The organism is Sphaerimonospora sp. CA-214678 (assembly GCF_050942215.1).
In the GTDB taxonomy this organism is placed as follows: domain Bacteria; phylum Actinomycetota; class Actinomycetes; order Streptosporangiales; family Streptosporangiaceae; genus Sphaerimonospora.
Window position 1 is genome coordinate 2,371,507 of the sequence record NZ_CP192056.1, and the last position, 24,446, is coordinate 2,395,952.

Here is a 24,446-nt window from a genome sequence, read left to right on the forward strand (position 1 = left end):
TGCGTGGTTAGTCCGGTTCTGAGCGCAACGCAAGGCTTCTTCGGGGGAGGATGCCGAGGTGCGACGCCGTACGGTCCTCGTATTGGGAGCGCTCGCGCTCACGGCGGGATGCGGGACGCAGGCCCCACCCGTCCAGACTGAGATCTCCCTCGTGGTGCCGGGCAGGGCGGGGGGCCGGGGGGACGGCTTCGCCAGGGCGCTGCGGGTCGTCATCGAAAGCCGCCGCTGGGCCAGGAGGGTGGCCCTGCGTGAGCAGGGGGACGGCGCCGCCGCGCTCGCCAGGTTCGTCGCGACCGCGCGGTCCGGCGACCTGATGGTCGCCGACCCCGCCCTGCTCGGCGCCGTGGCCATGCGGCACGCCGCGCCGCTGGTCTCGCGGACGGCGCCGCTGGCCAGGCTGGCGGGGGAGTGGGAGGTGCTGGTCGCGCCGCCGGACTCGGGGTTCAGGACGTTCGACGAGTTCGCCGCCGCGCTGCTGCGCGATCCCGCCGGGCCGCGTGCGGCCGGCGGAACGGCCGGCGGCCCCGAGCACGTGCTGTACGGACTGACCGCGCTGGGGCTGGGCGCGGATCCCCGGCTGCTCAACTACGCGTCGTACGACGACGCAGCCCAGGCGGTCGCGGCGATGCTCGACGGGCGGGCGGCCGTGGGGGTCGGCGCGCAGCGGGATGTGGCGCCCCACATCCGCGCCGGGCGGCTGCGGCCGCTGGCGGTCTCGTCGCCCGAGCGGATGACCGGGCTGGACGCGCCCACGCTGATGGAGTCGGGGGTGCGGCTGGTCTACGCCAACTGGTCGGGCCTGGTCGGCGCGCAGGCGGCGAGCGAGCGCGGGCGCGACGCCATGGCCGGTCTGTGCCGGGCCATCGCCGACTCACCGGCCTGGTCCCGGATGTGCGCCGGCAACGGATGGGTGCCGATGTACCTGGACGGCGACGAATTCCGCCGGTGGCTGGTGAACGAGACCCGTCGCACCAGCCACGTGCTGGGAGAGCTGGGCCTGCCCTGACCACGTACTCTCTTGGACGGCAAAATAGGCATAAGCGTGACTCGCAGCGGTAATGACCCTGTGAGGTGTGAGATGACGCAGAATCCATTCGCCAGGTTCGCCAGATGGCTCGGCCTCGACAGGAATCCGCTTCGCCGCCGGTGCGACCGGGTCGAGGCGGTGGTCCGGCTTGCCGCCGTGCTGGGCGTCATGGTCGCCGTCGTGCTCGGGGTGATGCTCGCCGTCAGAGCGTACGACGACGGCGTGAAAACGGAGGCCCAGCAGCGGCACACCCGCCATCAGGTGACCGCGACGCTGATGAACGAGCCGGACTCGGCCCGGCTGTCACCGGCCGGAGCCGCGGTCGGACACGTGAAGGCCCGATGGCAGGCGCCCGACGGCCGTCAGTGGGAGGGAACGATCGACGCCTCGACGAGCAGGCACCAGGGCGACAGGGTCCGGATCTGGACCGACGGACACGGCGCTCCGGTCCCGCGCCCGCAGCAGCGGGAGACCACTGTGGTGTCGGCGTTGACAGCGGGCATCGGCATTCCGCTGGCAGCGGCCACCGGGCTGGCGCTGGTCGTCGCCGCGACCCGGGGCGTCGTCCAGCGGCGTGCCAAGCGGGCCTGGGAGGCGCAGTGGACGGTCGTCGAGCCGACCTGGCGCATCAACGGCCGCTGAGCCGCGACGACGACCTGAGCCCGTTCAGAGCGCCGACCCAGGGGCCGACCGACCCGGTTTCCAGGAGGCAGGGGCCGGCCGGGAGCCGGTCGGTCCATCGACTCGGGCGCATAGGCCGGCGGCTCGGGGTTCGGTTCAGAGGTCGACGACCTCGTTCTTGCCGATCACCACGATGCCCTCTCCGGTGACCGTGAAGCGCTCGCGGTCGTGGTCGAGGTCGTAGCCGATCCTGGCGCCGTCGGGGACGATCACGTTCTTGTCGATGATCGCTCTGCGGATCCGCGCGTGCCTGCCCACCTGCACGTTTCCCATCAGCACCGATTCCTCGACGTGCGAGTGCGAGTGGAGCACGACGCCGGGGGACAGGATGGAGTGCAGCGCCGTACCGCCGGAGACGATGACCCCCGGAGACACCAGGGACTCCAGCGCCCGCCCGACCCGGTCGCCGGTGTTGTGCACGAACTTGGCCGGCGGCAGCGGGTCGTGGCCCGTGTAGATCGGCCACCTGCTGTTGTACAGGTTGAACACCGGATGCACCGCGATGAGGTCCATGTTGGCCTCGTAGAAGGCGTCGAGCGTGCCCACGTCGCGCCAGTAGCCGCGGTCCCGGTCGGTGGAGCCCGGCACCACGTTGTCCGCGAAGTCGTACACCTCGGCGCCGCCGGTCTTCACGAACATCGGAATGATGTTCCCGCCGAGGTCGTGCTTGCTCGCGGGGTCGAGCGCGTCCTCGCGCAGCGCCGCGATCAGCGACTGGGTCCGGAAGACGTAGTTGCCCATCGAGGCGTAGATCTGGTCCGGCGCGTCGTGCAGGCCCACCGCGTCCGCCGGCTTCTCCCGGAACGCGGAGATCCTGCGGCCGGAGGGGTCGGTCTCGATGACGCCGAACTGGTCGGCCAGCTTCAGCGGCTGCCGGATGGCCGCGACCGTGACGTCGGCGCCGGAGTCGATGTGCTGGGCGACCATCTGCCGCGGATCCATCCGGTAGATGTGATCGGCGCCGAAGACGATGACGTGCTCGGGCTGCTCGTCATGGATCAGGTTGAGGTTCTGGAAGATCGCGTCGGCCGAGCCGGCGAACCAGCGCGGGCCGAGCCGCTGCTGGGCGGGGACCGGGGTGACGTAGTTGCCCAGCATCGACGACAATCGCCAGGTCCGGGAGATGTGCCGGTCCAGACTGTGGTTTTTGTACTGAGTCAGCACGACTATCCGGAAATATTCGGCATTGGCCAAATTCGACAACACGAAGTCGACGAGCCGGTAGATCCCCCCGAAGGGGACGGCGGGCTTGGCCCGGTCCGCTGTCAGCGGCATCAGCCGCTTTCCTTCACCACCAGCGAGCACGATCGCCAGGACCTTCATAGGCAGGACCTTAACCCGCCGAACCCCGAACAAACACCCAAGGACCTAAGCTCCTCAATATGCGGGTCGATCTGCTCAGTCGTGAATATCCGCCCGAGGTGTACGGCGGAGCCGGGGTCCATGTCGAATATCTCGCCCGTGAGCTGCGGGAACTCGCCGACGTCCGGGTGCGCTGCTTCGGGGCGGACCGTACGGAGCCCGGCGTCCACGCCTATCGCGTACCGGAGGGGCTGGGCGAGGCCAACGCCGCGCTCCAGGTGCTCGGCGTCGACCTGGAGATGGCGGCCGGCTGCGCCGGCGCCGACGTGGTGCACAGCCACACCTGGTACGCCAACTTTGCCGGGCACGTCGCCAAGATGCTGTACGGCACGCCGCACGTCGTGACCACCCACAGCCTGGAGCCCCTGCGTCCGTGGAAGGCCGAGCAGCTCGGCGGGGGATACACGCTGTCGTCGTGGGCCGAGCGTACCGCGCTGCGTGAGGCCGACGCCGTCATCGCCGTGTCGGAGGGCATGCGCCGCGACGTGCTCACCGCATATCCCGAAATTTCGCCTGATCGGGTGCGAGTGATCCATAACGGGATCGACACCGACGAGTACGCCCCGGCCCACGACGTCGACGCCCTGGTCGAGCACGGCATCGACCCCGCCCGGCCGTACGTCGTCTTCGTGGGGCGCGTCACCCGGCAGAAGGGGCTGGTGCACCTGCTGCGCGCGGCCAGGTCGTTCGACCCCGGCGCGCAGATCGTGCTCTGTGCCGGCGCGCCGGACACCCCCGAGATCGCCGCCGAGGTCGCCGGCCTGGTCGGCGAGCTCTCGGCGGCACGCACCGGGGTCGTCTGGATCTCGGAGATGCTGCCGAGGCCCGAGGTGATCCAGATCCTCACGCACGCGACCGTCTTCGTCTGCCCGTCGGTCTACGAGCCGATGGGCATCGTGAACCTCGAGGCGATGGCCTGCGAGACCGCCGTCGTGGCGACCGCGACCGGCGGCATCCCCGAGGTCGTCGACGACGGCACGACCGGCCTGCTCGTGCCCATACGGCAGGGCGCCGACGGCGAGCCGTACGACCCGGAGGCGTTCGCCTCGGCCATCGCCGAGCGCGTCGGCACACTGCTGGCCGACCCGCACCGCGCCGCCGAGATGGGCAGGGCGGGCCGCCGCCGGGCGGTCGACCTGTTCTCCTGGCGGCGCATCGCCCAGCGCACGCACGACCTCTACGTGGAGATTCGCGGATGACGACGATCACGATCGGCCGGGTCGGCATGGCCTTCACCGACCGGCACGGCGGCGTGAGCGCCGGGCCGTACGGCTCACGCAACCTCGGCGGCGCGGTCGGCGACGATCCGGCCGCGGTGGCCGAGAACCGGGCCAAGACGGCCGCCGAGCTCGGCCTCGACCGGGTCGTGTTCATGCGGCAGGTCCACGGCGCCGACGTGGCCTACGTGACCGAGCCGTTCGGGGCCGAGCCGCCGGCGCTCGACGGCGTGTTCACCGACCGGCCGGGTCTCGCCCTGGCGGTCCTGGTCGCCGACTGCGCCCCGGTGCTGCTCGCCGACCCGGTGGCCGGGCTGGTCGGCGGCGCGCACTCCGGGCGGCCGGGCACCGAGGCCGGGGTGGTCCCCGCGCTGGTGGCGGCGATGACCGCCGGGGGCGCCGAGCCCGCACGCATGGTGGCGGCGATCGGCCCCGCCGCGTGCGGGCGGTGTTACGAGGTCCCCGCCGAGTTGCGCGAGCGGGTCGCCGCCCGGGTTCCCGAGACCTGGTCCGACACCCGGTGGGGCACCCCCGCCCTCGACCTCCGCGCCGGGATCGCCGCCCAGCTTCGCCGGGCGGGCGTCGCCGACGTCAGGCACGACGACCGCTGCACGATCGAGACGCCCGATCTCTACTCCTACCGCCGCGAGCGGGACACCGGCAGGTTCGCCGGTTACGTCTGGACTCGTACGTAGGCCGCGACCCCACCGGCCCGCCTCCGCCGGGGTCGCCCTCGGCGACGAGGCGATCGAGATCATCGGTCCGGGCGGTGGGAGCCCGCCGGGCCGGCGGAGCCGTACCGGCGCGGCCCTCAGCCGCCGGACGCGGGGCAGGCGGTGTCGGCAGGGGGAAGCGTCCCGCCGGCGAGGAAGCCGTTGACCGCGTCGTTCAGGCACCCGTTGCCGTGGTAGAGGAACGGCGCGTGCGTCTGCGCGTCGATCGTGACCAGGCGCGAACCGCGGATGTGGGCGGCCACCGGCACGGCGAGGCTGTTCAGGGCGGTGGCGCCGGCGCGCCACGATGAAATTTTCCGTACGGTCCCGCCGGCCCAGGCGAAGGTGCTCGCCGAGACCCGCAGGGTCGCACGCTGCCGCCGGCCGCGGCGGATCAGCGTGTGGTGAGGCGGCAGGCGTCCACCCACCGCGCCGGATCGACGACCTCGGCCGCGTGCGGCGGGACCAGTGCGCGGCAGTCGGCGATCGCGCCGGCGAGCAGGTCGCGCAGCAGCGCGTCCGGGTCGGGAACGCATGCCTGGGCGATCCCGCGCACCGCGAGCTGCACCGTGCTCGGCGCGGCGTACCTGCGGAAGCCCTTCAGGGAGACCCGGACGCCGCGGCCGAACTCCGCCGCCCACCGCGCCGCTTCGGGCACCTGCGCCAGCGCCTCCTGGCCGCGTTCCGCCATGTCGGGGCTTCCGTCGAGTCCGATGAGGACGTGCTCGGCCGACAGGATCGACACCGCCATGGCGAGCTGTCGCTCGTGCGCGACCACCGGCAGCGCCGTGGTGGCGCAGCGCAGCGCGATCCGCACGTCCAGGCGGGGATCGTCGCCCGTCACCCCGATCACGGACGGGATCAGCGCGGCCAGGCGATGCCGGGCCGAGTCGGAGGTGTGGTCGTTGACGAGGCGCGCCAGTCCGGCGAGCAACGGGTGGGTGCAGGCGGGACGGTCGCTCCACCGTTCACCGGCGAGGTAGGACGCGAGCTCCATGAAGCATGCGCCCTTACTGGGACTGCGGTGCTTACCGCGAGACAGCATCGGCATGACTGCAGGTACCGGAGACATATCACCAGTGTGCGCCCGCCACACCGCGGTTCATAGAGGTGGAGACGGGATTTGAACCCGTGTACGCGGCTTTGCAGGCCGCTGCCTCGCCTCTCGGCCACTCCACCGAGCGAGGCCCAGAGGGAAACAACCCGGCAAAGACCTCCCAGAGCGGAAGACGGGATTCGAACCCGCGACCCTCACCTTGGCAAGGTGATGCTCTACCAACTGAGCCACTTCCGCGCCCGCCTCGCGGCGACATGACAACTGTATCGGGTTTTCGCTCCCGATGCGTACTCAAGGCCGCCGGACCCCGACAATGTAAGCGTGAAAATCGGCACGTTCGACGTCTGGCCTCCCGTGGTGCTCGCCCCGATGGCGGGCATCACCAACATCGGCTTCCGCACACTGTGCCGGGAACAGGGCGGTGGGCTGTTCGTCTCCGAGATGATCACCTCCCGGGCCCTGGTGGAACGGGTGCCGCTGACGTTCCACATGATTCGGTTCGGCGAGCACGAGACCCCGCGCAGCGTTCAGCTCTACGGCGTGGACCCGGTGATCATCGGCAGGGCCGCCAGGATGATCTACGAGGAGGATCTGGCCGATCACATCGATCTCAACTTCGGCTGCCCTGTGCCCAAGGTCACCAGGCGGGGCGGCGGGTCGGCCCTGCCGTACAAGCGGAACCTGCTGCGCGCCATCCTCAGGGAGGCGGTCGCCGGCGCCGGGCCGCTGCCGGTGACGATGAAGATGCGCAAGGGCATCGACGAGGACCATCTGACCTATCTCGACGCGGGCCGGATCGCCGCGGAGGAGGGCGTCGCCGCCATCGCACTGCACGCGCGTACGGCACGGCAGCACTACGGCGGAGCCGCCGACTGGGACGCGATAACCCGGCTCAAGGAGGCCGTGCCGGAGATCCCGGTGCTGGGCAACGGCGACATCTGGAGCGCCGACGACGCGCTGCGCATGGTCGAGCGGACCGGCTGCGACGGCGTCGTCGTCGGGCGCGGCTGCCTCGGGCGGCCATGGCTGTTCCGCGACCTGGCGCTGGCCTTCGACGGCTCGGCCGAGCGTACGCGGCCCGGCCTCGGAGAGGTCGCCGACATGATGTTCCGGCACGCCGAGCTGCTGTGCGAGGTGATCGGCGACGAGCCGCACGGCCTGGCCGACTTCCGCAAGCACGTGGGGTGGTACCTGAAGGGCTTCACGATCGGGGCGGACACCCGCCGCGCGCTCACCGCCGTCACCGCCCTCGCCGAGTTGCGCGACCGCCTCGGCGAGCTGGACCGCGGCCTGCCCTGGCCGGGCGGGGTCGCCGACGGTCCGCGCGGCAAGAGCGGGGAGCGGGCCAAGGTGGTGCTGCCGCACGGGTGGCTGGACGATCCCGAGGACATGACGGTCCCCGGCGCCGAGGCCGAAGATCCCACCTCCGGCGGTTAGGTGAGGGTTCGCAACCGTCCGGGTGCGTTCGCAAAGATCGCCGAGCAATGTCGTGCGAGATGGCGGCGACCGCCGATGTGTCCCGGTGATCCACGTTGCCCCTGTCCCCGAGGAATTCGAGTCCCCCTCTCGGACACCGATCATTCGACATGTGAAGGCCGGGTTCCGACCGGGCCTCTTCGGGACCGAGCGCGGGCGTCGGTCAGTAGACGGCGTTGAGGATTTCCTCCAGGCGGCGTTCGCCCTCGCGGGTCTGGGCTCCGGCCGCGAGCTGCTTTCGCGCGAGCACTGCGGCCTCGGGGGTGAACAGGCCGGTCAGCAGCTCGTTCTCGAGGCTGAGCCCTTCCTCCGTGATCGGGGTGGCCGCGGCGTCGACGGCGGTCTTGACCGCTGCGATGATCTCCGGACGCAGCCGTGCGATGCGGCGGTGCTTCTTTCCGTGTACGGGCCGGCTGCTTCGCTCCGAGCCCCGTGGACGAACGTTCATCAGGACCTCCGAGGAGACCCCCGCCTTCAGGCGGGGGAGGAATCGGACCCCTGCGGAGCAGGGCAGGGATAGGCGGTTCGCTGCCAGGCGAACCGCCGTCTCGAACACCTGCATGATGCTTAGCTGATCGTACGGTAAAATGTGAGGCATGGCGCAGCTTGTGAAGCGGGCGTACAAGTACCGCTTCTACCCGACCCCCGAGCAGGCCGAGGAGCTTGCCCGGACGTTCGGGTGCGTGCGCCTGGTCTACAACAAGGCTCTTGAGGAGCGGACCCGCACCTACACCCAAGAGGGCCGCCGGGTCTCCTACGTGGAGACCTCGGCGATGCTCACCGCCTGGAAGCGCACCGAGGAACCGGCGTTCCTCAACGAGGTGTCCAGCGTGCCGCTCCAGCAGGCGCTTCGGCACCTGCAAGCGGCGTTCGCGAACTTCTTCGCCAAGCGAGCCAAGTACCCAGCGTTCAAGTCCCGTAAGCGCTCGCGTGCGTCGGCGGAGTACACCCGCTCCGCGTTCCGCTGGAAGGACGGGCGGCTGTTCCTGGCGAAGATGGACGGCCCGCTGAACATCGTGTGGTCGCGCCGGCTTCCGGAGGGGGCGGAGCCGTCCACGGTCACCGTGAGCAGGGACGCGGCCGGGCGGTGGTTCGTGTCGATTCTGGTCGAGGAGAAGATCCGCCCACTCGACCCGAGTGGGAACCGGGTTGGGGTGGACGCCGGGGTCACCGCCCTGGTCACGCTCTCCACCGGGGAGAAGGTCACCAACCCCCGGCATGAGCGGCGTGACCGGCGCAAGCTCGCCAAGGCGCAGCGTGCCCTGGCCCGCAAGCAGAAGGGCTCGAAAAACCGCGAGAAGGCCCGATTGAAGGTCGCCCGCGTGTACGCGCGGATCACCGACCGACGGCGCGACTTCCTGCACAAGGTCACCACACGGCTTGTTCGCGAGAACCAAGTGATCGCCGTGGAAGACCTGACCGTCCGCACCATGGTCCGCAACCACAGCCTGGCCCGCGCCATCTCCGATGCGTCCTGGCGGGAACTCCGCTCGATGCTGGAGTACAAGTGCGCCTGGTACGGACGCACGCTGGTGACCGTGGACCGGTGGTTCCCCAGCAGCAAGCTGTGCTCGGCGTGCGGCACCCTGCACGAGGCGATGCCGCTGAACGTCCGGTCGTGGGAGTGCGCCTGCGGGGCGGTCCACGACCGGGACGTCAACGCCGCACGTAACATCCTCGCCGCCGGGCTGGCGGAGAGGTAAAACGCCTGTGGAGCTGGTGTAAGACCTCAACGAGAGTCCTCTCGGACGAGGCGACCGGCGGTGAAGCAGGAAGATCCGACCGGCGACGGTCGGAATCCCCTCCCTTCAGGGAGGGGAGGAAGTCAATGCCTTGCACTACTAATGGCCGTATGTACAGTAAGACCCATGCCACAGCCGGATAAGTCCAGAAGAAGAACCCGGGACCCGCAGGCCAAGCGCGCGGCGATCATCGAGGCGGCCCGCGCGACCTTCGCGGAACTGGGCTACGAGAAAGCGACGATCAGGAAGATCGCCGAACGGGCCGGAGTCTCCAACGGCCTGGTCACGCTCCACTTCTCCTCCAAGGAGGACCTCTTCACCACCGCGGCGGCCCCCCAGCAGATCGTCCAGAATGTGGCCGGCGACCTGGAAGGACTCCCGCGACGCGTCGCGAGCACCTTCATCACGCGGATGGAGACGGGCGAGCTCACCGAGTCCTTCACGGCGCTGGTGCGCAGTTCCGCCGGCGACCGCACCGTGGCCAGGGAGCTGATGCGGGCCATGCGGCAACAGAGCGTCGACGCCTACCGAGAGGTGTCCCCTGATGCGGACGCCGAAGCCAGGGTCGAGATGTTCATCGCCGTGCTCAACGGCGTCGCCTTCGGTCGCTATGTGCTCGCCGACGGCCCCCTGTCCACGATGACCCCGGAAGAGGTGATCGACCGTACGACGGCGCTGCTGCGCACCGTGGTGTTCGGATGAGATGCCGTCCGCTCGGGTTCAGGCGGCCCAGGTCGAACAGGCGGGGCGGGTTCGTGGTCGCCTCGGCGAACTCCTGGGCGGCGGTCTCCGGAATGGGGCGGTAGGGGTGTGGCCGGACATGATGCGACTCCGTAAGGGGGTTGGTCACGGATGGCCCGGGCGAGCCTGTGCAGGCAGATCATCTGCATGTCCACAGGCCGGAGCCGTTTCCGCGACCTTAATGGCCTGACGTCCATTAATCTACGGCACTAATGGCCGGTTGTACAGTAGTGCTCGCGTTTCAGCCGGGAACGGTTGTCAGAGCTGATCGAAGCCGGTGACGTGGAGCACGGCGTGCCCCTCCTCGTCCGAGGCGGCGAGGTCGACCTCGGCGCTGATGCCCCAGTCGTGGTGGCCCGCCGGGTCGTCGATGATCTGGCGCACCCGCCACAGCTCCTTCTCCTCCTCGATGAGGATGAGGGCCGGTCCCCGGGCGGCGGGCCCGGTCCCGATCTCGTCGTGCTCGTCGTAGTAGGCGTCGAGCGCGGCCCCCCAGTCGAAGTCCGGATAGAGCTCGACCAGCTCCTCCTCGCGGTCCAGGGAGGCGAGCTCGACGAGGCGGAACATCGCGTTGCGCACCAGCACCCGGAAGGCGCGGGTGTTGGCGGTGACCGGCCTGGTCCTGGCCTCCAGCTCGTCGGCGGCCTCGAGCGCGGCCGACGGGTTGGCCAGCTTCTCCCACTCGTCGATCAGGCTGGAGTCGACCTGGTGCACCAGCTCGCCGAGCCATTCGATCAGGTCGAGCAGGTCGCCGGTCTTGAGGTGCTCGGGGACGGTCTTCGACAGCGTCCGATAGGCGTCGGCGAGGTAGCGCAGCACCGTCCCCTCCGAGCGGGCCAGTTCGTAGAACTGGATGTACTCGGTGAACGTCATGGCCCGCTCGTACATGTCGCGCACGATCGTCTTGGGACTGACCGTGTGGTCGCCGACCCACGGGTGCCCGCGCCGGTAGGTCTCGTACGCGCCGAAGAGCAGGTCGGCCAGCGGCATCGGATAGGTGATCTCGGCGAGGCGCTCCATGCGCTCCTCGTACTCGATCCCGTCGGCCTTCATCTCCGCGACGGCCTCGGCGCGCGCCTTGTTGAGCTGGGCGTGCAGGATCTGCCGCGGGTCGTCGAGGGTCGACTCCACGATCGAGACCAGGTCGAGCGCGTACGTCGGGGACTCGGCGTCGAGCAGCTCGAACGCGGCGAGCGCGAACGTCGACAGCGCCTGGTTGAGCGCGAAGTCCTCCTGCAGGTCGACGGTGAGCCGGGCCCGGCGGCCGTGCTCGTCGGGCTCTTCGAGCGCCTCCACGATGCCGCCCGTGAGCAGCGAGCGATAGATGGCGATCGCGTGGCTGATGTGCCGCCGCTGGGCCTTGCGGTCCTCGTGGTTGTCGGTGAGCAGCCGTTTCATCGCCTGGAAGCAGTCGCCCGGCCGGTTGATCACCGCGAGCAGCATGGCGTTGCTCACCTTGAACCGGGAGTTCAGCGGCTCGGGCTCGGCCGTCTGCAGCTTCTCGAACGTCTCCTGGCTCCAGCCGACGAAGCCCTCCGGCGGCTTCTTGCGCGCGTAGCCGCGCCGCCGTTTCGGATCGTCGCCGATCTTGGCGAGGGCCCGCTCGTTCTCGATGACGTGATCGGGGGCCTGGCAGACGACGTAGCCGACGGTGTCGAATCCGGCCCGGCCGGCCCGCCCGGCGATCTGGTGGAACTCCCGCGCCCGCAGCCGCCGCACCCGGTTGCCGTCGAACTTCGACAGCGCGGTGAACAGGACCGTCCTGATCGGGACGTTGACCCCGACGCCCAGCGTGTCGGTGCCGCAGATCACCTTCAGCAGCCCCGCCTGGGCCAGCCGCTCCACCAGCCGGCGATACTTGGGCAGCATCCCGGCGTGGTGGACGCCGATGCCGTGCCGTACGAGCCGGGACAGCGCCCGGCCGAAGCGGGTGGTGAACCGGAAGTTGCCGATCAGCTCGGCGATCGCCTGCTTCTCCGCCTTCGAGCACACGTTGATGCTCATCAGCGCCTGGGCCCGCTCCATCGCGGCCGCCTGGGTGAAGTGGACGACGTAGACCGGGGCCTGCTGGGTGGACAGCAGTTCCTCCAGCGTCTCGTGCAGCGGCGTCACGCGATAGGAGTACAGCAGCGGGACCGGGCGCTCGGCGTGCTTGACCACCGAGGTGGCGCGGCCGGTGCGGCGGGTGAGGTCCTTCTCGAAGCGCTCGACGTCGCCGAGCGTCGCCGACATCAGCACGAACTGGGCCTGCGGCAGCTCCAGCAGCGGCACCTGCCAGGCCCAGCCGCGGTCGGGCTCGGCGTAGAAGTGGAACTCATCCATGATCACCGTGCCGACGTCGGCCTCGGCGCCGTCCCGCAGCGCGATCTGCGCGAGGATCTCGGCGGTGCAGCAGATGATCGGGGCGTCGGCGTTGACCGAGGCGTCGCCGGTCATCATGCCGACGTTCTCGGTGCCGAATACGGCGCACAGATCGAAGAACTTCTCCGACACCAGGGCCTTGATAGGCGCGCTGTAGAAGCTCACCTCGTCCCTGGCCAGCGCGGCGAAGTGGGCCCCCGCCGCCACCAGGCTCTTGCCCGACCCCGTCGGGGTGGCGAGGATCAGGTTGTTGCCGGAGACGACCTCGATCAGCGCCTCCTCCTGGGCCGGATAGAGCGTGAGACCGCGTTCGGCGTTCCAGTCCACGAACGTATCGAACAGCGAGTCGGGTTCGGGGTCAGGGGGGAGGCGCCGGATCAGGCTCATGCTTTCGCTCACGCTTCCTATCCTGCCGAAGCCCTCGGACTGTTTCGACCGTACGCGTGCCGCGGGCCACGCCGCGGCTACCGGCGTTCGATGACGACGATCGGGATCTCCCGGTCGGTCTTCGCGGCGTACTCGTCGTAGGCGGGCCAGGTGGCGGTCATCGTCCGCCACATGTCCGGCCGCTCCTCCGGCGTCGCCGTACGGGCCCGCCCGCGGAACCGGTCACTCCTGATCTGGAACTCCACCTCGGGGTCGGCCCGCAGGTTGCGGTACCACAGCGGGTGCTCGTCGGCCCCGCCCTTGGAGGCGACGACCAGGTAGGCGTCGCCGTACGGCTGGTAGATCAGCGGCGTGCTGCGTTTCAGGCCCGATCTGCGGCCGGTCGTCGTGAGGATCGCGACCGTCGTGCCCTGCCAGTCGTGGCCCTCCGCGCCGTGGGTCTCCAGATAGCGCTTCACATGTTCCTGTCCGAACAGCATGATGTTCACCTACCCATCGTGACGCCGTACCCGATCGGCGGCGTCGGCCAGTTCCAAGGCGACCTCGAGAGCCGCCTCCATGCGCTGCCGGGGGGTCAGGTCGTCCTCCGGCGGCGAGAACCAGACGGCGTGCAGCGCGAAGAGCGCCATCGAGCGCCTGAGCCGGATCGCCAGGGGGTCGTCGGGCGCGCTGAGCACGTCGATGAGCTCCTGCATCCGCTTGCGTATCAGCTCGGGCTTGCGCATGCCGTGCAGCGCCGCCTGGTTGCGCTGCATGAGCCGCATCACCTCGTGGTGGCGCCCGTCCGTCATCTTCGCGGCGTAGCGCCGGATGACCTCCTGGCGGGTCTGCGGGGTCGCGGGCTGCCGGCGCGTCCAGTCGATCAGCTCGTCGAGCGCCTGGGCATGGTCCTCGATGAGGCTGGCTATGATGTCCTCTTTGGACTTGAAGTGGTAGTAAAGTGCCGCCTTGGTCACGCCGAGGGCTTCGGCGATCTCCCGTAGCGAAGTGGCCTCGTACCCCTGCTCCGTGAAGAGCCGGATGGCGACGTCCTGGATACGGGTTCTCGTATCTCTCTGTGTACCCATGCCTGCTTTGGTCCTTATTCAACTTGACGGCCGGCAAGTAAGCACTTTACCGTAACGCTGGTCACTAGCCGGTTGGCAAGTAGGCACATTCCTGCAAGGGGGCACCCACATGACGGAGACCTCGGCCGCGCCGGCCGGCCGGTCCAGGGAAGTGATGATCGTTTTACCCGGCCTGTTGCTGGCGATGATGCTGGCGATGCTGGACAACATGATCGTCGGCACCGCGATGCCGAGGATCGTCGGAGAGCTCCAGGGCCTGGACTACTTCACCTGGGTCACCACCTCGTACGTGCTGGGCACCACGGTCTCGACGCCGATCTGGGGCAAGCTCGGCGACCTCTACGGGCGCAAGAACATCTTCCTGAGCTCGATCGTCATCTTCCTGGTCGGCTCCGCGCTGTGCGGCATGGCCGGCTCCGTGCTGTTCGGCGGCACCGACGGCGGGATGATCGAGCTGATCGCGTTCCGGGCGCTGCAGGGACTCGGCGCGGGCGGGCTCATCGTCGGCGTGATGGCGATCATCGGCGATCTGGTGTCGCCGCGTGAGCGTGGTCAGTACCAGGGCATCATGGCCGCGATCATGTCTCTGGCGATGATCGCGGGCCCGCTCGTCGGCGGCTTCATCACCGACCACCTGGACTGGCGCTGGGCCTTCTACGTGAACCTCCCGCTCGGCGGCGTGGCGCTGATCTGGCTGATACTCAAGCTGCGTCTGCCCAAGCACCGCACCGAGCACCGCATCGACTGGTACGGCGCCGCCGTGCTCACCGTCGGCATCACCGCGATCGTGCTGGTCACGTCGTGGGGCGGCCAGAAGCACGGCTATCCCTGGGGCTCCTGGCAGATCCTCGGGCTCGCCGGCCTGGCGGTCGTGGCGCTGGCCCTGTTCATCCCGATCGAGCGGCGGGCGGCCGAGCCGATCATGCCGCTGCACGTGTTCCGCGACCGCAACTTCACGCTGATCAACGTGCTGGGCTTCCTGCTCGGCTTCGCGATGTTCGGCGCGATCACCTTCCTGCCGATGTTCCAGCAGATCGTGCAGGGCGCCTCGGCCACCAACTCCGGGCTGCTCCTGCTGCCGATGATGGCCTCGTCCATGGTCGTGTCGCTGTTCGTCGGCAAGGCGATCACCCAGACCGGCAGGTACAAGATGTACCCGGTGCTGGGCGGGACGATCATGGCGGTCGGCATGGTCCTGCTGGCCTTCCAGGACGCCTACACCCCGCTGTGGCAGACCGGCGTGTTCATCGCCGTCCTCGGCCTCGGCATGGGCTTCCTCATGCAGACGACCATGCTGATCGCGCAGAACAGCGTGGAACAGAAGGACATGGGCGTGGCCAGCAGCGCCGCCACGTTCTTCCGCTCGATCGGCGGGTCGTTCGGCATCTCGCTGTTCGGCGCGGTCTTCAACAACCGGCTCGCCGCCGAGATCACCGAGAAGCTCGGTCCGGAGGCGGCCGTCGTGGCCGGCGCGGGTGGCGGCGGCCAGATCGAGAAGAGCTTCCTCGAGCAGCTGCCGCCGCAGATCAAGACCGGGTTCCTGGAGGCGCTGGCCGGGGCGATCGGCTCGGTCTTCGTGTGGTCGCTGCTGTTCGCCGCGCTGGTGCCGGTGATCGCCGCGTTCATCAAGCACGTGCCGCTGCGCAGTGGCGCTCCCGGTCGGAACGGGGAGCCGGGCCGCGAGTCGGCCGAGCCGGCGGCGGTGGCCGCCTTCGAGTGACCGCCGGGCCGGCACGTCGCGTACGACTCACGCGAGTGACCACCGGGCCGGCACGTCGCGTACGGCTCACGCCCACGCCGGGCGTGAGCCGTACGATCGTGTCGGTTCGGGCAGCCGGGGTCAGGCGGGCCGCTCGACCCGGTCGCCGGACCAGTCGGTGTGGAAGACACCCTCACGGTCGACCCGGCGATAGGTGTGCGCGCCGAAGAAGTCGCGCAGCCCCTGCAGGAGTGCCGCGGGCAGCCGGTCCCGCCGCAGCGCGTCGTAGTACGCGAGCGCCGAGGAGAAGCCGGGAGTCGGGACGCCGATCGTCGCCGCCGTGGCCACCACGCGCCGCCAGGAGCCCTGGGCGTCGGCGAGCGCGGCCGCGAAGGTCGGATCGACCAGCAGCGTCGGCAGGGTCGGCCGGGCCTCGTACGCCTCCCGGATCCGGTCGAGGAACCGCGCCCTGATGATGCAGCCGCCCCGCCAGATGGTCGCCATGGCGCCGGGGTCGATCTTCCAGCCGTACTCCGTGCTCGCCGCGGCGATCTGGTCGAATCCCTGGGCGTACGCGACGATCTTGGATGCGTACAGCGCCCGCCGCACGTCCTCGACCAGATCGCCGCCGGAGGCGACGCCCTGCTCCTGCGGCCCGGCGAGCGAGCGGGCGGCCGTCCGCTGGTCGGGGTGGCCCGAGAGGGCGCGGGCGAACACGGCCTCGGCGATGCCCGTCACCGGCACGCCGAGGTCCAGCGCGCTCTGCACGGTCCAGCGGCCGGTGCCCTTCTGCTCGGCCTGGTCCACCACGACGTCGACGAACGGCCGGCCCGTCTCGGCGTCGGTGTGGCCCAGCACCTCGGCGGTGATCTCGATGAGGTACGACTCGAGGTCGCCCCGGTTCCACTCGCGGAAGACGTCGGCCAGCTCCTGCGGGCTGAGTCCGAGCGCCTGCCTGAGCAGGTCGTAGGACTCCGCGATGAGCTGCATGTCCGAATATTCGATGCCGTTGTGCACCATCTTGACGAAATGTCCCGCGCCGTCGGGTCCGACGTGCACACAGCACGGCGTCCCGTCGACCTTCGCGGCGACGTCCTCCAGCAGCGGGCCGAGCGTCTTGTACGCCTCCGGATCGCCGCCGGGCATGATGCTCGGGCCGTTGAGCGCACCCTCCTCGCCGCCGGAGATCCCGGCGCCGACGAAGTGGATGCCCCGCTCCCGCAGCGCGGCCTCCCTGCGGCGGGTGTCCGCGTAGTGGGCGTTGCCCCCATCGATGATCATGTCGCCCGGCTCCATGTGGGCGGCGAGCTCCTCGATCACTGTGTCGGTGGGCGCCCCGGCCTTGACCATGATGATCGCCTTGCGGGGCCGCTGCAGGGCGTCGACGAACTCCTTGACGGAATCGGCCGCCAGGAAGGCGCCCTCGTCGCGGTGCTGCTCCATGAAGGCGGTGGTGCGGCTGTTCGTGCGGTTGTGCACCGCCACCACATGGCCGTGATGGGCGAAATTCCTCGCCAGGTTGCGACCCATGGTCGCCAGCCCGGTCACTCCGATATCTGCCTTGTTCATGCCTCTAGTCATATACCGCCGAGGGCCGAACCACTGAGGCGTGTTCAGATGCCGGAACGGGCCGCCTCGATCCCGGCGGCGGGGATCCGCGTGCCGGGGCCGGGGGCGGGGGCCGGCGGCGGACGACCGCTCGGGTCCGCGCCACCGGCCTGGCCACCGCGGCCGGACCGGCCGCGGACCCGCACGGGTGACCTCAGTGCGAGGCGGAACCGTTCACGCTGAGCACGGGCTCGGGCACCTCGATGGCAGGGAACGTGCCGGTGTCGATGATGCCGTGCTCCCGGTACGCCGCCTCCAGCAGCGCGTGTGCCCGGGGCTCCAGCTTCCACAGCGCGCGGTACTTCTTCGCCGTGGCGAGCGGGATGCCGACCTCCTGGGCGATGTCCCCGGCCCGGGGGACGTACTTGCGCTCGATCTGCTGCTCCCAGTACTGCCGCGCGGCGCGGATCCGCGCCGCGCGCTCGGCCGTGTCGACGGTGGGCGGGGCGGGCTCGGCCGGGCCGTGCTCGTCGTCCTCGTCGTCGACCAGGTAGGCGACCTGGGACCTGGGCAGGGCCGCCGGGGGAGCGGCGACGTCGCTCGGCGGCTCGGGCGCCCACGGGACCGGCGGGGTGAGGTCGAGCAGAGCGGAGGTGTTGTAGAGCGCGCCGATCTGGGAGAGCAGCGCCTCCTGCCGCTTGTCGTCCACGGCGAGGCCGGTGTACTCGACCGCGCGGTCCATGGCCTTGTCGAGCCTGGCCAGCGCGGCGCGCATCTTGCGATCGGAGGCGCCCGCCTCGCGCAGCGCGCGGGCCTTCTTCGCGGCCAGCGCCACCCGGGTGAGCCTGCGGTGGGCGTCCACCTCGCTCGTGGTGCGGTCGCCCGCCTCGGCCAGCCCGATGCGGACCAGCATCCGCTCCGGGGTGATCCGCCAGTTGATGCGGGAGCGGCCGGTGATGCGGTGCCGTTCGATCGCCATGCCCCGCTCCCACAGCCAGGCGGCCACGAGCGGTGCGGCGAGACGGAAGATGGCCTCGGCCACGCTGCGGGCGTCCATGCTCGACAGCACGGCCGACAGGCCGGTGAGCGCCCATACGGCGATGCCGTCGATGCCGGCCGAGTAGTTCTCCCGCATGTTGCGCCGGGCCCGTACGGCGCTGGTGATCACCGCGACCTCGATGAACGCGAAGAGCAGCAGCCGCAGCGGGCCGTCGAAGCCGAGCACGTCCCCGGAGAAGCGCCACATGCCCTGGGCGGAGACGCCGGTGGCGATGCTGGCGGCGACGATCGTCAGGATGTCCTCGGCGGGACGGCCGGCGGCCCAGCGGCGCAGGAGCCGGATCAGCGCGCGCAGCGCGAAGAAGGCCAGGGTCAGCAGGATCAGGGCGAAGATAGAGATGATGACCGCTTCGACCGGATGGTCGGATGCGAAGACGGTCAGTTGATCAATGGGGGGCATCAGTAGTCACGGTCTCTCGACGTCCGATGTGATTTCCAACGGGATCATTCCAGAAGCGCGCCGTCCGATGTGACGGAAACTGGGGCTCGCCCCGATGAGGGGCCCGCCATGTGACAGGGTGAGGGCGCCTCCTTGCCGGCCGCCCGCGGCACACCGCAGGGGGCCGCCGCGGCTCGCCGAGCCCGCCCGGGCACGGCGGATGGCGCTGCTCCAGATCGTCAGATGACCCGCACGCACAGGGCCACGGAGTGGCGGATCGACGCATGGTGACGGAGGCGTCGCGGAATAATGGCCACAGCCGCCACGATCCGAGGGAGATCGTCTTGACCGGTTCATTCAGCAGGGACAATCTCGATCTGGCCGCGAGCGCCCAGGAGATCGCCGACAGCATGCCCGAGGGGTCACTGCACCACACCGCCGCCAGATCCGTAGCGATCACCTGCGCCACCACACGGGACGCCGCCCACGCGCGGACCACCCTGGACGGCCTCACTCCCGAGGACGTCCGCCGGGCCGCGCTGGAGCTCTTCGACCGGCTGTCCGCCCCGTCGCAGTGACCTCGCCGCTCCGAGCGGGGCGGCGGGATCTCCCCGCCGGGCCTGGGAAGATCTTCGCGGGCATGCCGGGTTCTGTGCGCCCGGACAGTCGACGGACTCGGTGCGTCCCGGGTGGTCGCCGGCTCTGGAATCGCGCTGTTCCCCGGTCGGGAGCGTCTGCGGTCAGGCGGGGATGTGATGGCGCAGGGCCAACTCGTGCGGATAGGGCGACAGGTAGGTCTGACCGTACAGGTAGGTGGCGCCCGCTCCGTGTGCGTGGTGTCGCAGCAGGGCCAGCGGCACGCTCAACGGCACCAGGTGGCGCTGATAGTCATGGATGGCCTCGACGAGATCGGCCCGCCGGACGCGATCCAGGTCATCGCTCACCATGCCCAGGCAGTGCTGCAGCACGTTGACGTTGCGGCCGACGGTCGCGCGTACGGCCAGCGCCGCGCGGAACGCCTCGGCGTAGTCGGCGGCGAGCCGGTCCCCGGCGAGAGTGCCCGCCTGTGCGACGAGCCGCCCCAGACGGCGGTAGCTCGCGGGGTCGTGCGCGAGGATCTGCAGCTTGTGGCGGGCGTGGAAGGCGACGAGGGCACGGGGCGACATGCCGGCCGAGAGGAACGCCCGTAGCCGGGCATGGGCGAAGATCCGCTCGATGAACGCCTCCCGGATCACCTCGTCGTTCAGCCGGCCCTCGTCCTCCACCGGCAGGAGCGGGTGTGCGTCGATGATCCGGGCGGCGAACACGCCCCGGTTGCGCCGGTCGGCTGCCGCCGAGCCCACATAGGCGGGGATGCCGTGGGTGCCGCAACTGGGGCTCCTGGACTTGAAGACGTACCCGTCCACGTCCAGCGTCGCAGCCCTCGCCGCAGCCAAGGACGTCATCGCCTCGGTCAGATCCCTGCCGGTCTTCCCGGTGATGAGGTGAGGGCCGCCGGGACGCCGTTCAAGCCGGAGCGTTTCGCGCGGTGTTCCCAGACCGAGCTCCATTTCGGGGCAGATCGGGACCCAGTCCACGAACCGCGACAGTTGGTCGGCCAGGAAACGGTCGCGACTGTGGCCCGCGTTGAACCGTACGGGTTCGCCGAGCAGGCAACTGGACACCGCCACTCGCGGCCTGACGTGTCCGGCTCCGCTTTCGGCGGTCGTGTCGGTGATGTGTGAGTTCATGTCGGTGCCGATTCCGTTGGGCTCGATACGCCGGCTGAACTCGCTACGCCGGCGCGAGGGCCGGACGGTACGTTTCCCGGCGGGACGGGACGGGCTCCGGCAGCAGGATGCCGCGGGTGTGCGGCCGGCACAGCGAACGGCCCGCTTCGCCGACCGCCCGCGGTCTCGCGCCACGGCCGGGGGCGCGTCATCGCGTCGCTCCCGGAAGGCGGTCCCTCCATCGCCGTGGCGGCGGCAGCGGCGCTACATCCCCGCCCGTGCGGGCTGGCGGATGTCCGCACGCTGCTCCTCGAACTCCGGAGCCTCGCGGCCCTTCTCCTCCTTCATCTCCTCCAGGCGCAGGGCGACGCCGAGCGCGAAGAACGTCGGGGCCCACTCGCCGATGAACAGCCCCCAGCGGTCGGCCCGAGCCGTGCCCGCCCGTTCGAACTGCATCGAGAGGAACCACGAGGCGACCGTGGCACCGATGGAGGCGAAGCCCGCCCCGTACGCCATGTTGGAGCGCATTCCCATCCGGTGAAGCGTTTTGATCATCCGATCCCCCTGATATGGATGTGTCTCCTCTGGGGCTACCCGCGAACAAATGGCACAACCCGAACAATCCAGCCCATAGCGGACCGATGAACGATGCGATCGGCGCAGTGGCATCTACGACGTCCGGCTCCCCGGTTCCGCCGCCCCGGTCACGGGAAGTAACCGTCTGTGACGAAGGGGGCGAGATGAGGACCGTGCCGGGCCGTACGGACCATGTGGTGGTGGTCGGAGCCGGGCTGTCCGGGCTGTCGGCCGCGCTGCACCTGCTCGGCGCCGGACGGCGCGTGACGATCGTCGAACGCGACCGCCTGCCCGGCGGCCGGGCGGGCCGCATCGAGCTGGGCGGCTACCTCATCGACACCGGTCCCACCGTGCTGACCATGCCGCACCTGGCAGAGGAGGCGTTCGCGGCGGTCGGCCGGTCTCTGCGCGACCGTCTCGAGGTCATCGGCCTGCACCCCGCCTACCGGGCGCGTTTCGCCGACGGCACGAGCCTGGACGTGCACACGGATGCGGCGGCCATGGAGGCCGAGGTGGAGCGGTTCGCCGGACCGGGGGAGGCCGCCGGATACCGGTGCCTGCGCGTCTGGCTGGAGCGGTTGTACCGGGCCCAGATGCGCCGCTTCATCGACGCGAACTTCGACTCGCCGCTGCAGCTTCTCCATCCCGACCTGGCCCGCCTCGCGGCGCTCGGCGCCTTCGGCAGGCTGGATGCGCGCGTCGGCAGGTTTCTCTCGGACGAGCGGTTGCGCCGGGTGTTCTCCTTCCAGTCGCTGTACGTGGGCCTGGCGCCGGCCCGGGCGCTGGCCGCGTACGCGGTCATCGCCTACATGGACACGGTCGCCGGGGTCTACTTCCCCCGGGGCGGCATGCACGCCCTGCCGAGGGCGATGGCGGACGCGGCGCTGGACGCCGGAGCCGACATTCGGTACGGGCACGATGTGACCCGGCTGGAGCGGGCGGGCCGGCGGATCACCGCGGTGATCACCGAACAGGACCGGATTCCCTGCGATGCCGTGGTGCTCACCGCCGACCTGCCCATCACTTATCGCCTCCTTGGCCGCCGGCCCCGGCGCCTGCTACCGCTGCGTTACTCGCCGTCGGCGATGATTCTGTACACGGGCACCGACCGCACCTGGCCTGAACTGGCGCATCACACCATCTCGTTCGGCGCGGCATGGGAGGGCACGTTCCGTGAGCTCACCCGAATCGGAGGCCTCATGACGGATCCTTCGCTGCTCATCACCCGGCCGACGGCGACCGATCCCTCGCTCGCGCCGCCCGGCCGTCACGTCCACTACATCCTGGCCCCGTGTCCCAACACCGACATAGGGCCGGGCGCGCGGGAATGGTCCGACCTCGGGCCGCGCTACCGCGACCGGCTGCTGGCCGAACTCGACCGGCGCGGCCTCGCCGGGATCGGCGAGGCCGTCGAGCGGGAGTGTCTGGTGACGCCGGCCGACTGGACCGCGGCGGGGCACGCGGCAGGCACTCCCTTCTCGGCCGCCCACACGTTCGCTCAGACCGGGCCGTTCCGCCCGCGCAACCTGGTGCGCGGCACGGACAACGCGGTCCTCGCCGGGTGCGGCACCACACCGGGCGTCGGCGTGCCCACCGTCCTGATCTCCGGGAGGCTCGCCGCCGCGCGCGTCACCGGCGTGAACGGCGGGCGGCGCCGCCGGTCCGCCGCCACTCCCGCCCGGCGTCGGGGATCCGCGCCGTGAGCGCCCGGGAACTCGACGCGGCGGGCATCGCCGATCCCGATCTGCGCGCGGCCTACGAGTGCTGCCGCCGGATCAACGCCCGGCACGGCAAGACCTACTTCCTGGCCACCCGGCTGCTGCCCGTCGAACGCAGGCCCGCCGTGCACGCGTTGTACGGATTCGCCCGCCGGGCGGACGACATCGTCGACGATCTCGGCAGCGAGGCCGGCGTCGACGAGCGCGCGGCGGCGCTGCGGGCACTGCGCGAAGAACTGCACGCCGCGCTGCGCGGCGACGGTCATCGCGGGGAGCCGGTCGTGGCGGCGCTCGCCGACACCGCCCACAGGTACGGCATCGACGCCGCGTACTTCGACGACTTCCTGGACTCGATGCTCGCCGACCTGGAGGTCACGGATTACCCTACTTACGCCGATCTGTGCCGTTATATGCATGGTTCTGCCGCCGTCATCGGACTGCAGATGCTGCCCGTACTCGGCACCGTCACCCCTGCCGAGGAGGCGGCCACGCACGCCGCCGCGCTGGGCGTCGCCTTCCAGCTGACCAACTTCCTGCGAGACGTCGGTGAGGATCTCGACCGGGGCCGCGTCTACCTTCCCGCCGATCTGCTCACCGCGCACGGCGTCGACCGGGAGCTGCTGGCGTGGAGCAGGCGGACCGGCGGCCACGACGCCCGGATCACCCAGGCCCTCCGGGCGGCCTCCGACCTGACCCGGGGCGTGTACCGGCAGGCGGCCCCCGGCATCGCCATGCTCGACCCGCTCTCACGTCCCTGCGTCCGCACCGCCTTCATCCTCTACCGCGACATTCTCCGGGCCGTCGAGGCCGGCGGATACGCCGTGGTGCACGGCAGGGCCGTCGTGCCGAGCACCCGCCGGGCGGCCGTGGCGCTCGGCGGTCTGGCCCGGGTCACGGCGGCTCGCGTGGCGGCCGGCGGCAGGAGCCGGGTGCCGCTGCGCCTGCGTCGCGTGCCCGTGCCCTGGGAGGGGCAGCCGCCCACCTGGCGTCAGGCCAGGCCGGGCCGCATCGACGAGGCGGTCAAGCGCGCGCAGATGCGCGCCTCCGGCAACTGGTACGCCGTGGGGGCCACCCGCGACCTGCCCCGGGACCGGCCGCTTGGCCGCACGGTTGCCGGGACCGAAGTCGTGCTCTGGCGCGACGCCGGGGAGGTGCTGCGGGCGGGCCCCGGCGTGTGCCCGCATCTGGGCGCGCCGCTCAGGGACGCCCGGGTGAGGTGCGGAACGTTGATCTGCCACTGGCACGGGCTGACCCTGAACGGCGACCCGATGCCCGGATGGGAGCCGATCCCCGCCTACGACGACGGGGTGCTGCTGTGGGTGCGCCTGGACCACGCCGGCGGCGAGGAACCGACGGAGCGGCCCCCGGTGCCCACGCGGCCGAGCCTTCTCGGCGCCGTGAGCGCCGTTTACACCGGTGTCGGCCGGTGCGAACCGGAGGACGTGGTCGCCAACCGTCTCGACCCCTGGCACGGCGGGTGGCTGCACCCGTACTCCTTCGTCGACCTCACCGTGCCGGACGCCGCAGCGGACGGAGGCGGGTCAGCCGACGGCGACGACGGCGTCGCCGTCGAGGTGTCCTTCAAGGTCGCGGGCCGCGTGGTGGTCCCGGTCAGGGCCGTCTTCACCGCCCCGGGTCCGCGCTCGGTCGTGATGCGCATCACCGAGGGCGAGGGCCGGGGGTCGGTGGTGGAGACGCACGCCACGCCGCTGAGCCCGCCCGGCGCGGCCACCCCGGTGACCGCGGTCGTCGAGGCGGTGATCGCCGTCTCCGACCGCCCGGGGTTCACCGTGGCCCGCGCGATGGCGCCGCTGGTGCGCCCGCTGTTGCGTGCGACGGCCGGCCGGTTGTGGCGCGACGACCTCGCCTACGCCGAGCGCCGCTGGGCGTTGCGCAGCACGGGCCGTTTCCCGGGCTGACGGCCGCC

21 protein-coding genes, 2 tRNA genes and 1 pseudogene are annotated in these 24,446 nt (G+C 70.7%); 11 read left to right on the forward strand and 13 right to left on the reverse strand.

What is annotated here, in order from left to right:
- The first annotated feature begins 58 nt into the window (after positions 1-58).
- The gene (locus ACQP1K_RS10780; protein ID WP_433500741.1) at positions 59-1,006 is read left to right on the forward strand and encodes a Bug family tripartite tricarboxylate transporter substrate binding protein; all 948 of its coding nucleotides are present in this window, start codon (positions 59-61) and stop codon (positions 1,004-1,006) included.
- A 72-nt stretch (positions 1,007-1,078) separates the two neighbouring features.
- Positions 1,079-1,669, forward strand: coding sequence for an Rv1733c family protein (locus ACQP1K_RS10785; RefSeq protein WP_433500742.1), 591 nt, complete (start codon positions 1,079-1,081; stop codon positions 1,667-1,669).
- 135 nt (positions 1,670-1,804) lie between these two features.
- Here the strand turns inward: ACQP1K_RS10785 and glgC are convergent, their stop codons facing one another.
- A complete protein-coding gene (gene glgC / locus ACQP1K_RS10790) occupies positions 1,805-3,064 on the reverse strand; it encodes a glucose-1-phosphate adenylyltransferase (protein ID WP_433500743.1) in 1,260 nt (419 codons plus the stop codon).
- A gap of 26 nt (positions 3,065-3,090) precedes the next feature.
- On the opposite strand from glgC, the gene glgA reads away from it, so the two are divergent.
- Positions 3,091-4,269, forward strand: coding sequence for a glycogen synthase (gene glgA, locus ACQP1K_RS10795; protein WP_433500744.1), 1,179 nt, complete (start codon positions 3,091-3,093; stop codon positions 4,267-4,269).
- Complete coding sequence (gene pgeF, locus ACQP1K_RS10800) at positions 4,266-4,982, forward strand: peptidoglycan editing factor PgeF (RefSeq protein ID WP_433500745.1); 717 nt, start codon at positions 4,266-4,268, stop codon at positions 4,980-4,982. Before glgA ends, pgeF begins: the two co-directional genes overlap by 4 nt.
- A gap of 116 nt (positions 4,983-5,098) precedes the next feature.
- On the opposite strand, the gene ACQP1K_RS10805 is transcribed toward pgeF, so the two are convergent.
- The 4 genes from ACQP1K_RS10805 to ACQP1K_RS10820 form a co-directional block, all read right to left on the reverse strand.
- Positions 5,099-5,428: an alpha/beta hydrolase gene (locus ACQP1K_RS10805; protein WP_433500746.1), complete on the reverse strand. Its 330-nt coding sequence runs from the start codon at positions 5,426-5,428 to the stop codon at positions 5,099-5,101.
- Entirely contained in the window at positions 5,395-5,997 is a 603-nt protein-coding gene (locus tag ACQP1K_RS10810; protein ID WP_433500747.1) for a hypothetical protein, read from the reverse strand. Before ACQP1K_RS10810 ends, ACQP1K_RS10805 begins: the two co-directional genes overlap by 34 nt.
- Before the next feature lie 111 nt (positions 5,998-6,108).
- Positions 6,109-6,179, reverse strand: a tRNA-Cys gene (locus ACQP1K_RS10815).
- 42 nt (positions 6,180-6,221) lie between these two features.
- Positions 6,222-6,294: transfer RNA gene (locus ACQP1K_RS10820), tRNA-Gly, on the reverse strand.
- 84 nt (positions 6,295-6,378) lie between these two features.
- On the opposite strand from ACQP1K_RS10820, the gene dusB reads away from it, so the two are divergent.
- Positions 6,379-7,494, forward strand: a complete 1,116-nt coding sequence (gene dusB, locus ACQP1K_RS10825; RefSeq protein WP_433500748.1) for a tRNA dihydrouridine synthase DusB — start codon at positions 6,379-6,381, stop codon at positions 7,492-7,494.
- A gap of 202 nt (positions 7,495-7,696) precedes the next feature.
- Here the strand turns inward: dusB and ACQP1K_RS10830 are convergent, their stop codons facing one another.
- Positions 7,697-7,981, reverse strand: coding sequence for a hypothetical protein (locus tag ACQP1K_RS10830; protein WP_433500749.1), 285 nt, complete (start codon positions 7,979-7,981; stop codon positions 7,697-7,699).
- A gap of 148 nt (positions 7,982-8,129) precedes the next feature.
- On the opposite strand from ACQP1K_RS10830, the pseudogene ACQP1K_RS10835 reads away from it, so the two are divergent.
- Positions 8,130-9,378 (forward strand): annotated as a pseudogene (locus tag ACQP1K_RS10835) (RNA-guided endonuclease InsQ/TnpB family protein).
- Positions 9,379-9,401: 23 nt separating this feature from the next.
- Positions 9,402-9,977 (forward strand): TetR family transcriptional regulator, encoded by a 576-nt coding sequence (locus ACQP1K_RS10840; protein WP_433500750.1) that lies wholly within the window; start codon positions 9,402-9,404, stop codon positions 9,975-9,977.
- 297 nt (positions 9,978-10,274) lie between these two features.
- On the opposite strand, the gene ACQP1K_RS10845 is transcribed toward ACQP1K_RS10840, so the two are convergent.
- The 3 genes from ACQP1K_RS10845 to ACQP1K_RS10855 form a co-directional block, all read right to left on the reverse strand.
- Positions 10,275-12,764, reverse strand: coding sequence for a DEAD/DEAH box helicase (locus ACQP1K_RS10845; protein ID WP_433501533.1), 2,490 nt, complete (start codon positions 12,762-12,764; stop codon positions 10,275-10,277).
- Between the two features lie 77 nt (positions 12,765-12,841).
- Positions 12,842-13,243, reverse strand: a complete 402-nt coding sequence (locus tag ACQP1K_RS10850; protein ID WP_433501534.1) for a nitroreductase family deazaflavin-dependent oxidoreductase — start codon at positions 13,241-13,243, stop codon at positions 12,842-12,844.
- Between the two features lie 9 nt (positions 13,244-13,252).
- Positions 13,253-13,831 carry a TetR/AcrR family transcriptional regulator gene (locus tag ACQP1K_RS10855; RefSeq protein ID WP_433500751.1) on the reverse strand — a complete coding sequence of 193 codons (579 nt, stop codon included), beginning with the start codon at positions 13,829-13,831 and terminating at the stop codon, positions 13,253-13,255.
- Positions 13,832-13,940: 109 nt separating this feature from the next.
- Between ACQP1K_RS10855 and ACQP1K_RS10860 the strand changes: the two genes are divergently transcribed.
- A complete protein-coding gene (locus ACQP1K_RS10860) occupies positions 13,941-15,551 on the forward strand; it encodes an MDR family MFS transporter (RefSeq protein WP_433500752.1) in 1,611 nt (536 codons plus the stop codon).
- A gap of 120 nt (positions 15,552-15,671) precedes the next feature.
- On the opposite strand, the gene gndA is transcribed toward ACQP1K_RS10860, so the two are convergent.
- Positions 15,672-17,099, reverse strand: a complete 1,428-nt coding sequence (gndA, locus tag ACQP1K_RS10865; RefSeq protein ID WP_433500753.1) for an NADP-dependent phosphogluconate dehydrogenase — start codon at positions 17,097-17,099, stop codon at positions 15,672-15,674.
- A gap of 193 nt (positions 17,100-17,292) precedes the next feature.
- Positions 17,293-18,537, reverse strand: a complete 1,245-nt coding sequence (locus tag ACQP1K_RS10870; RefSeq protein ID WP_433500754.1) for a hypothetical protein — start codon at positions 18,535-18,537, stop codon at positions 17,293-17,295.
- 323 nt (positions 18,538-18,860) lie between these two features.
- On the opposite strand from ACQP1K_RS10870, the gene ACQP1K_RS10875 reads away from it, so the two are divergent.
- Entirely contained in the window at positions 18,861-19,094 is a 234-nt protein-coding gene (locus ACQP1K_RS10875) for a hypothetical protein (protein WP_433500755.1), read from the forward strand.
- Between the two features lie 162 nt (positions 19,095-19,256).
- Here the strand turns inward: ACQP1K_RS10875 and ACQP1K_RS10880 are convergent, their stop codons facing one another.
- Both ACQP1K_RS10880 and ACQP1K_RS10885 read right to left on the reverse strand, forming a co-directional pair.
- Positions 19,257-20,246, reverse strand: a complete 990-nt coding sequence (locus ACQP1K_RS10880) for a YbgA family protein (RefSeq protein ID WP_433500756.1) — start codon at positions 20,244-20,246, stop codon at positions 19,257-19,259.
- A gap of 243 nt (positions 20,247-20,489) precedes the next feature.
- Positions 20,490-20,780 (reverse strand): hypothetical protein, encoded by a 291-nt coding sequence (locus ACQP1K_RS10885; protein ID WP_433500757.1) that lies wholly within the window; start codon positions 20,778-20,780, stop codon positions 20,490-20,492.
- A gap of 185 nt (positions 20,781-20,965) precedes the next feature.
- Between ACQP1K_RS10885 and crtI the strand changes: the two genes are divergently transcribed.
- Together crtI and ACQP1K_RS10895 are read left to right on the forward strand one after the other, a co-directional pair.
- On the forward strand, positions 20,966-22,504 hold the full coding sequence (gene crtI, locus ACQP1K_RS10890) for a phytoene desaturase family protein (RefSeq protein ID WP_433500758.1): 1,539 nt from the start codon (positions 20,966-20,968) through the stop codon (positions 22,502-22,504).
- Positions 22,501-24,438, forward strand: coding sequence for a DUF5914 domain-containing protein (locus ACQP1K_RS10895; RefSeq protein ID WP_433500759.1), 1,938 nt, complete (start codon positions 22,501-22,503; stop codon positions 24,436-24,438). The genes crtI and ACQP1K_RS10895 overlap by 4 nt, the downstream gene beginning before the upstream one ends.
- Positions 24,439-24,446: the final 8 nt, after the last annotated feature.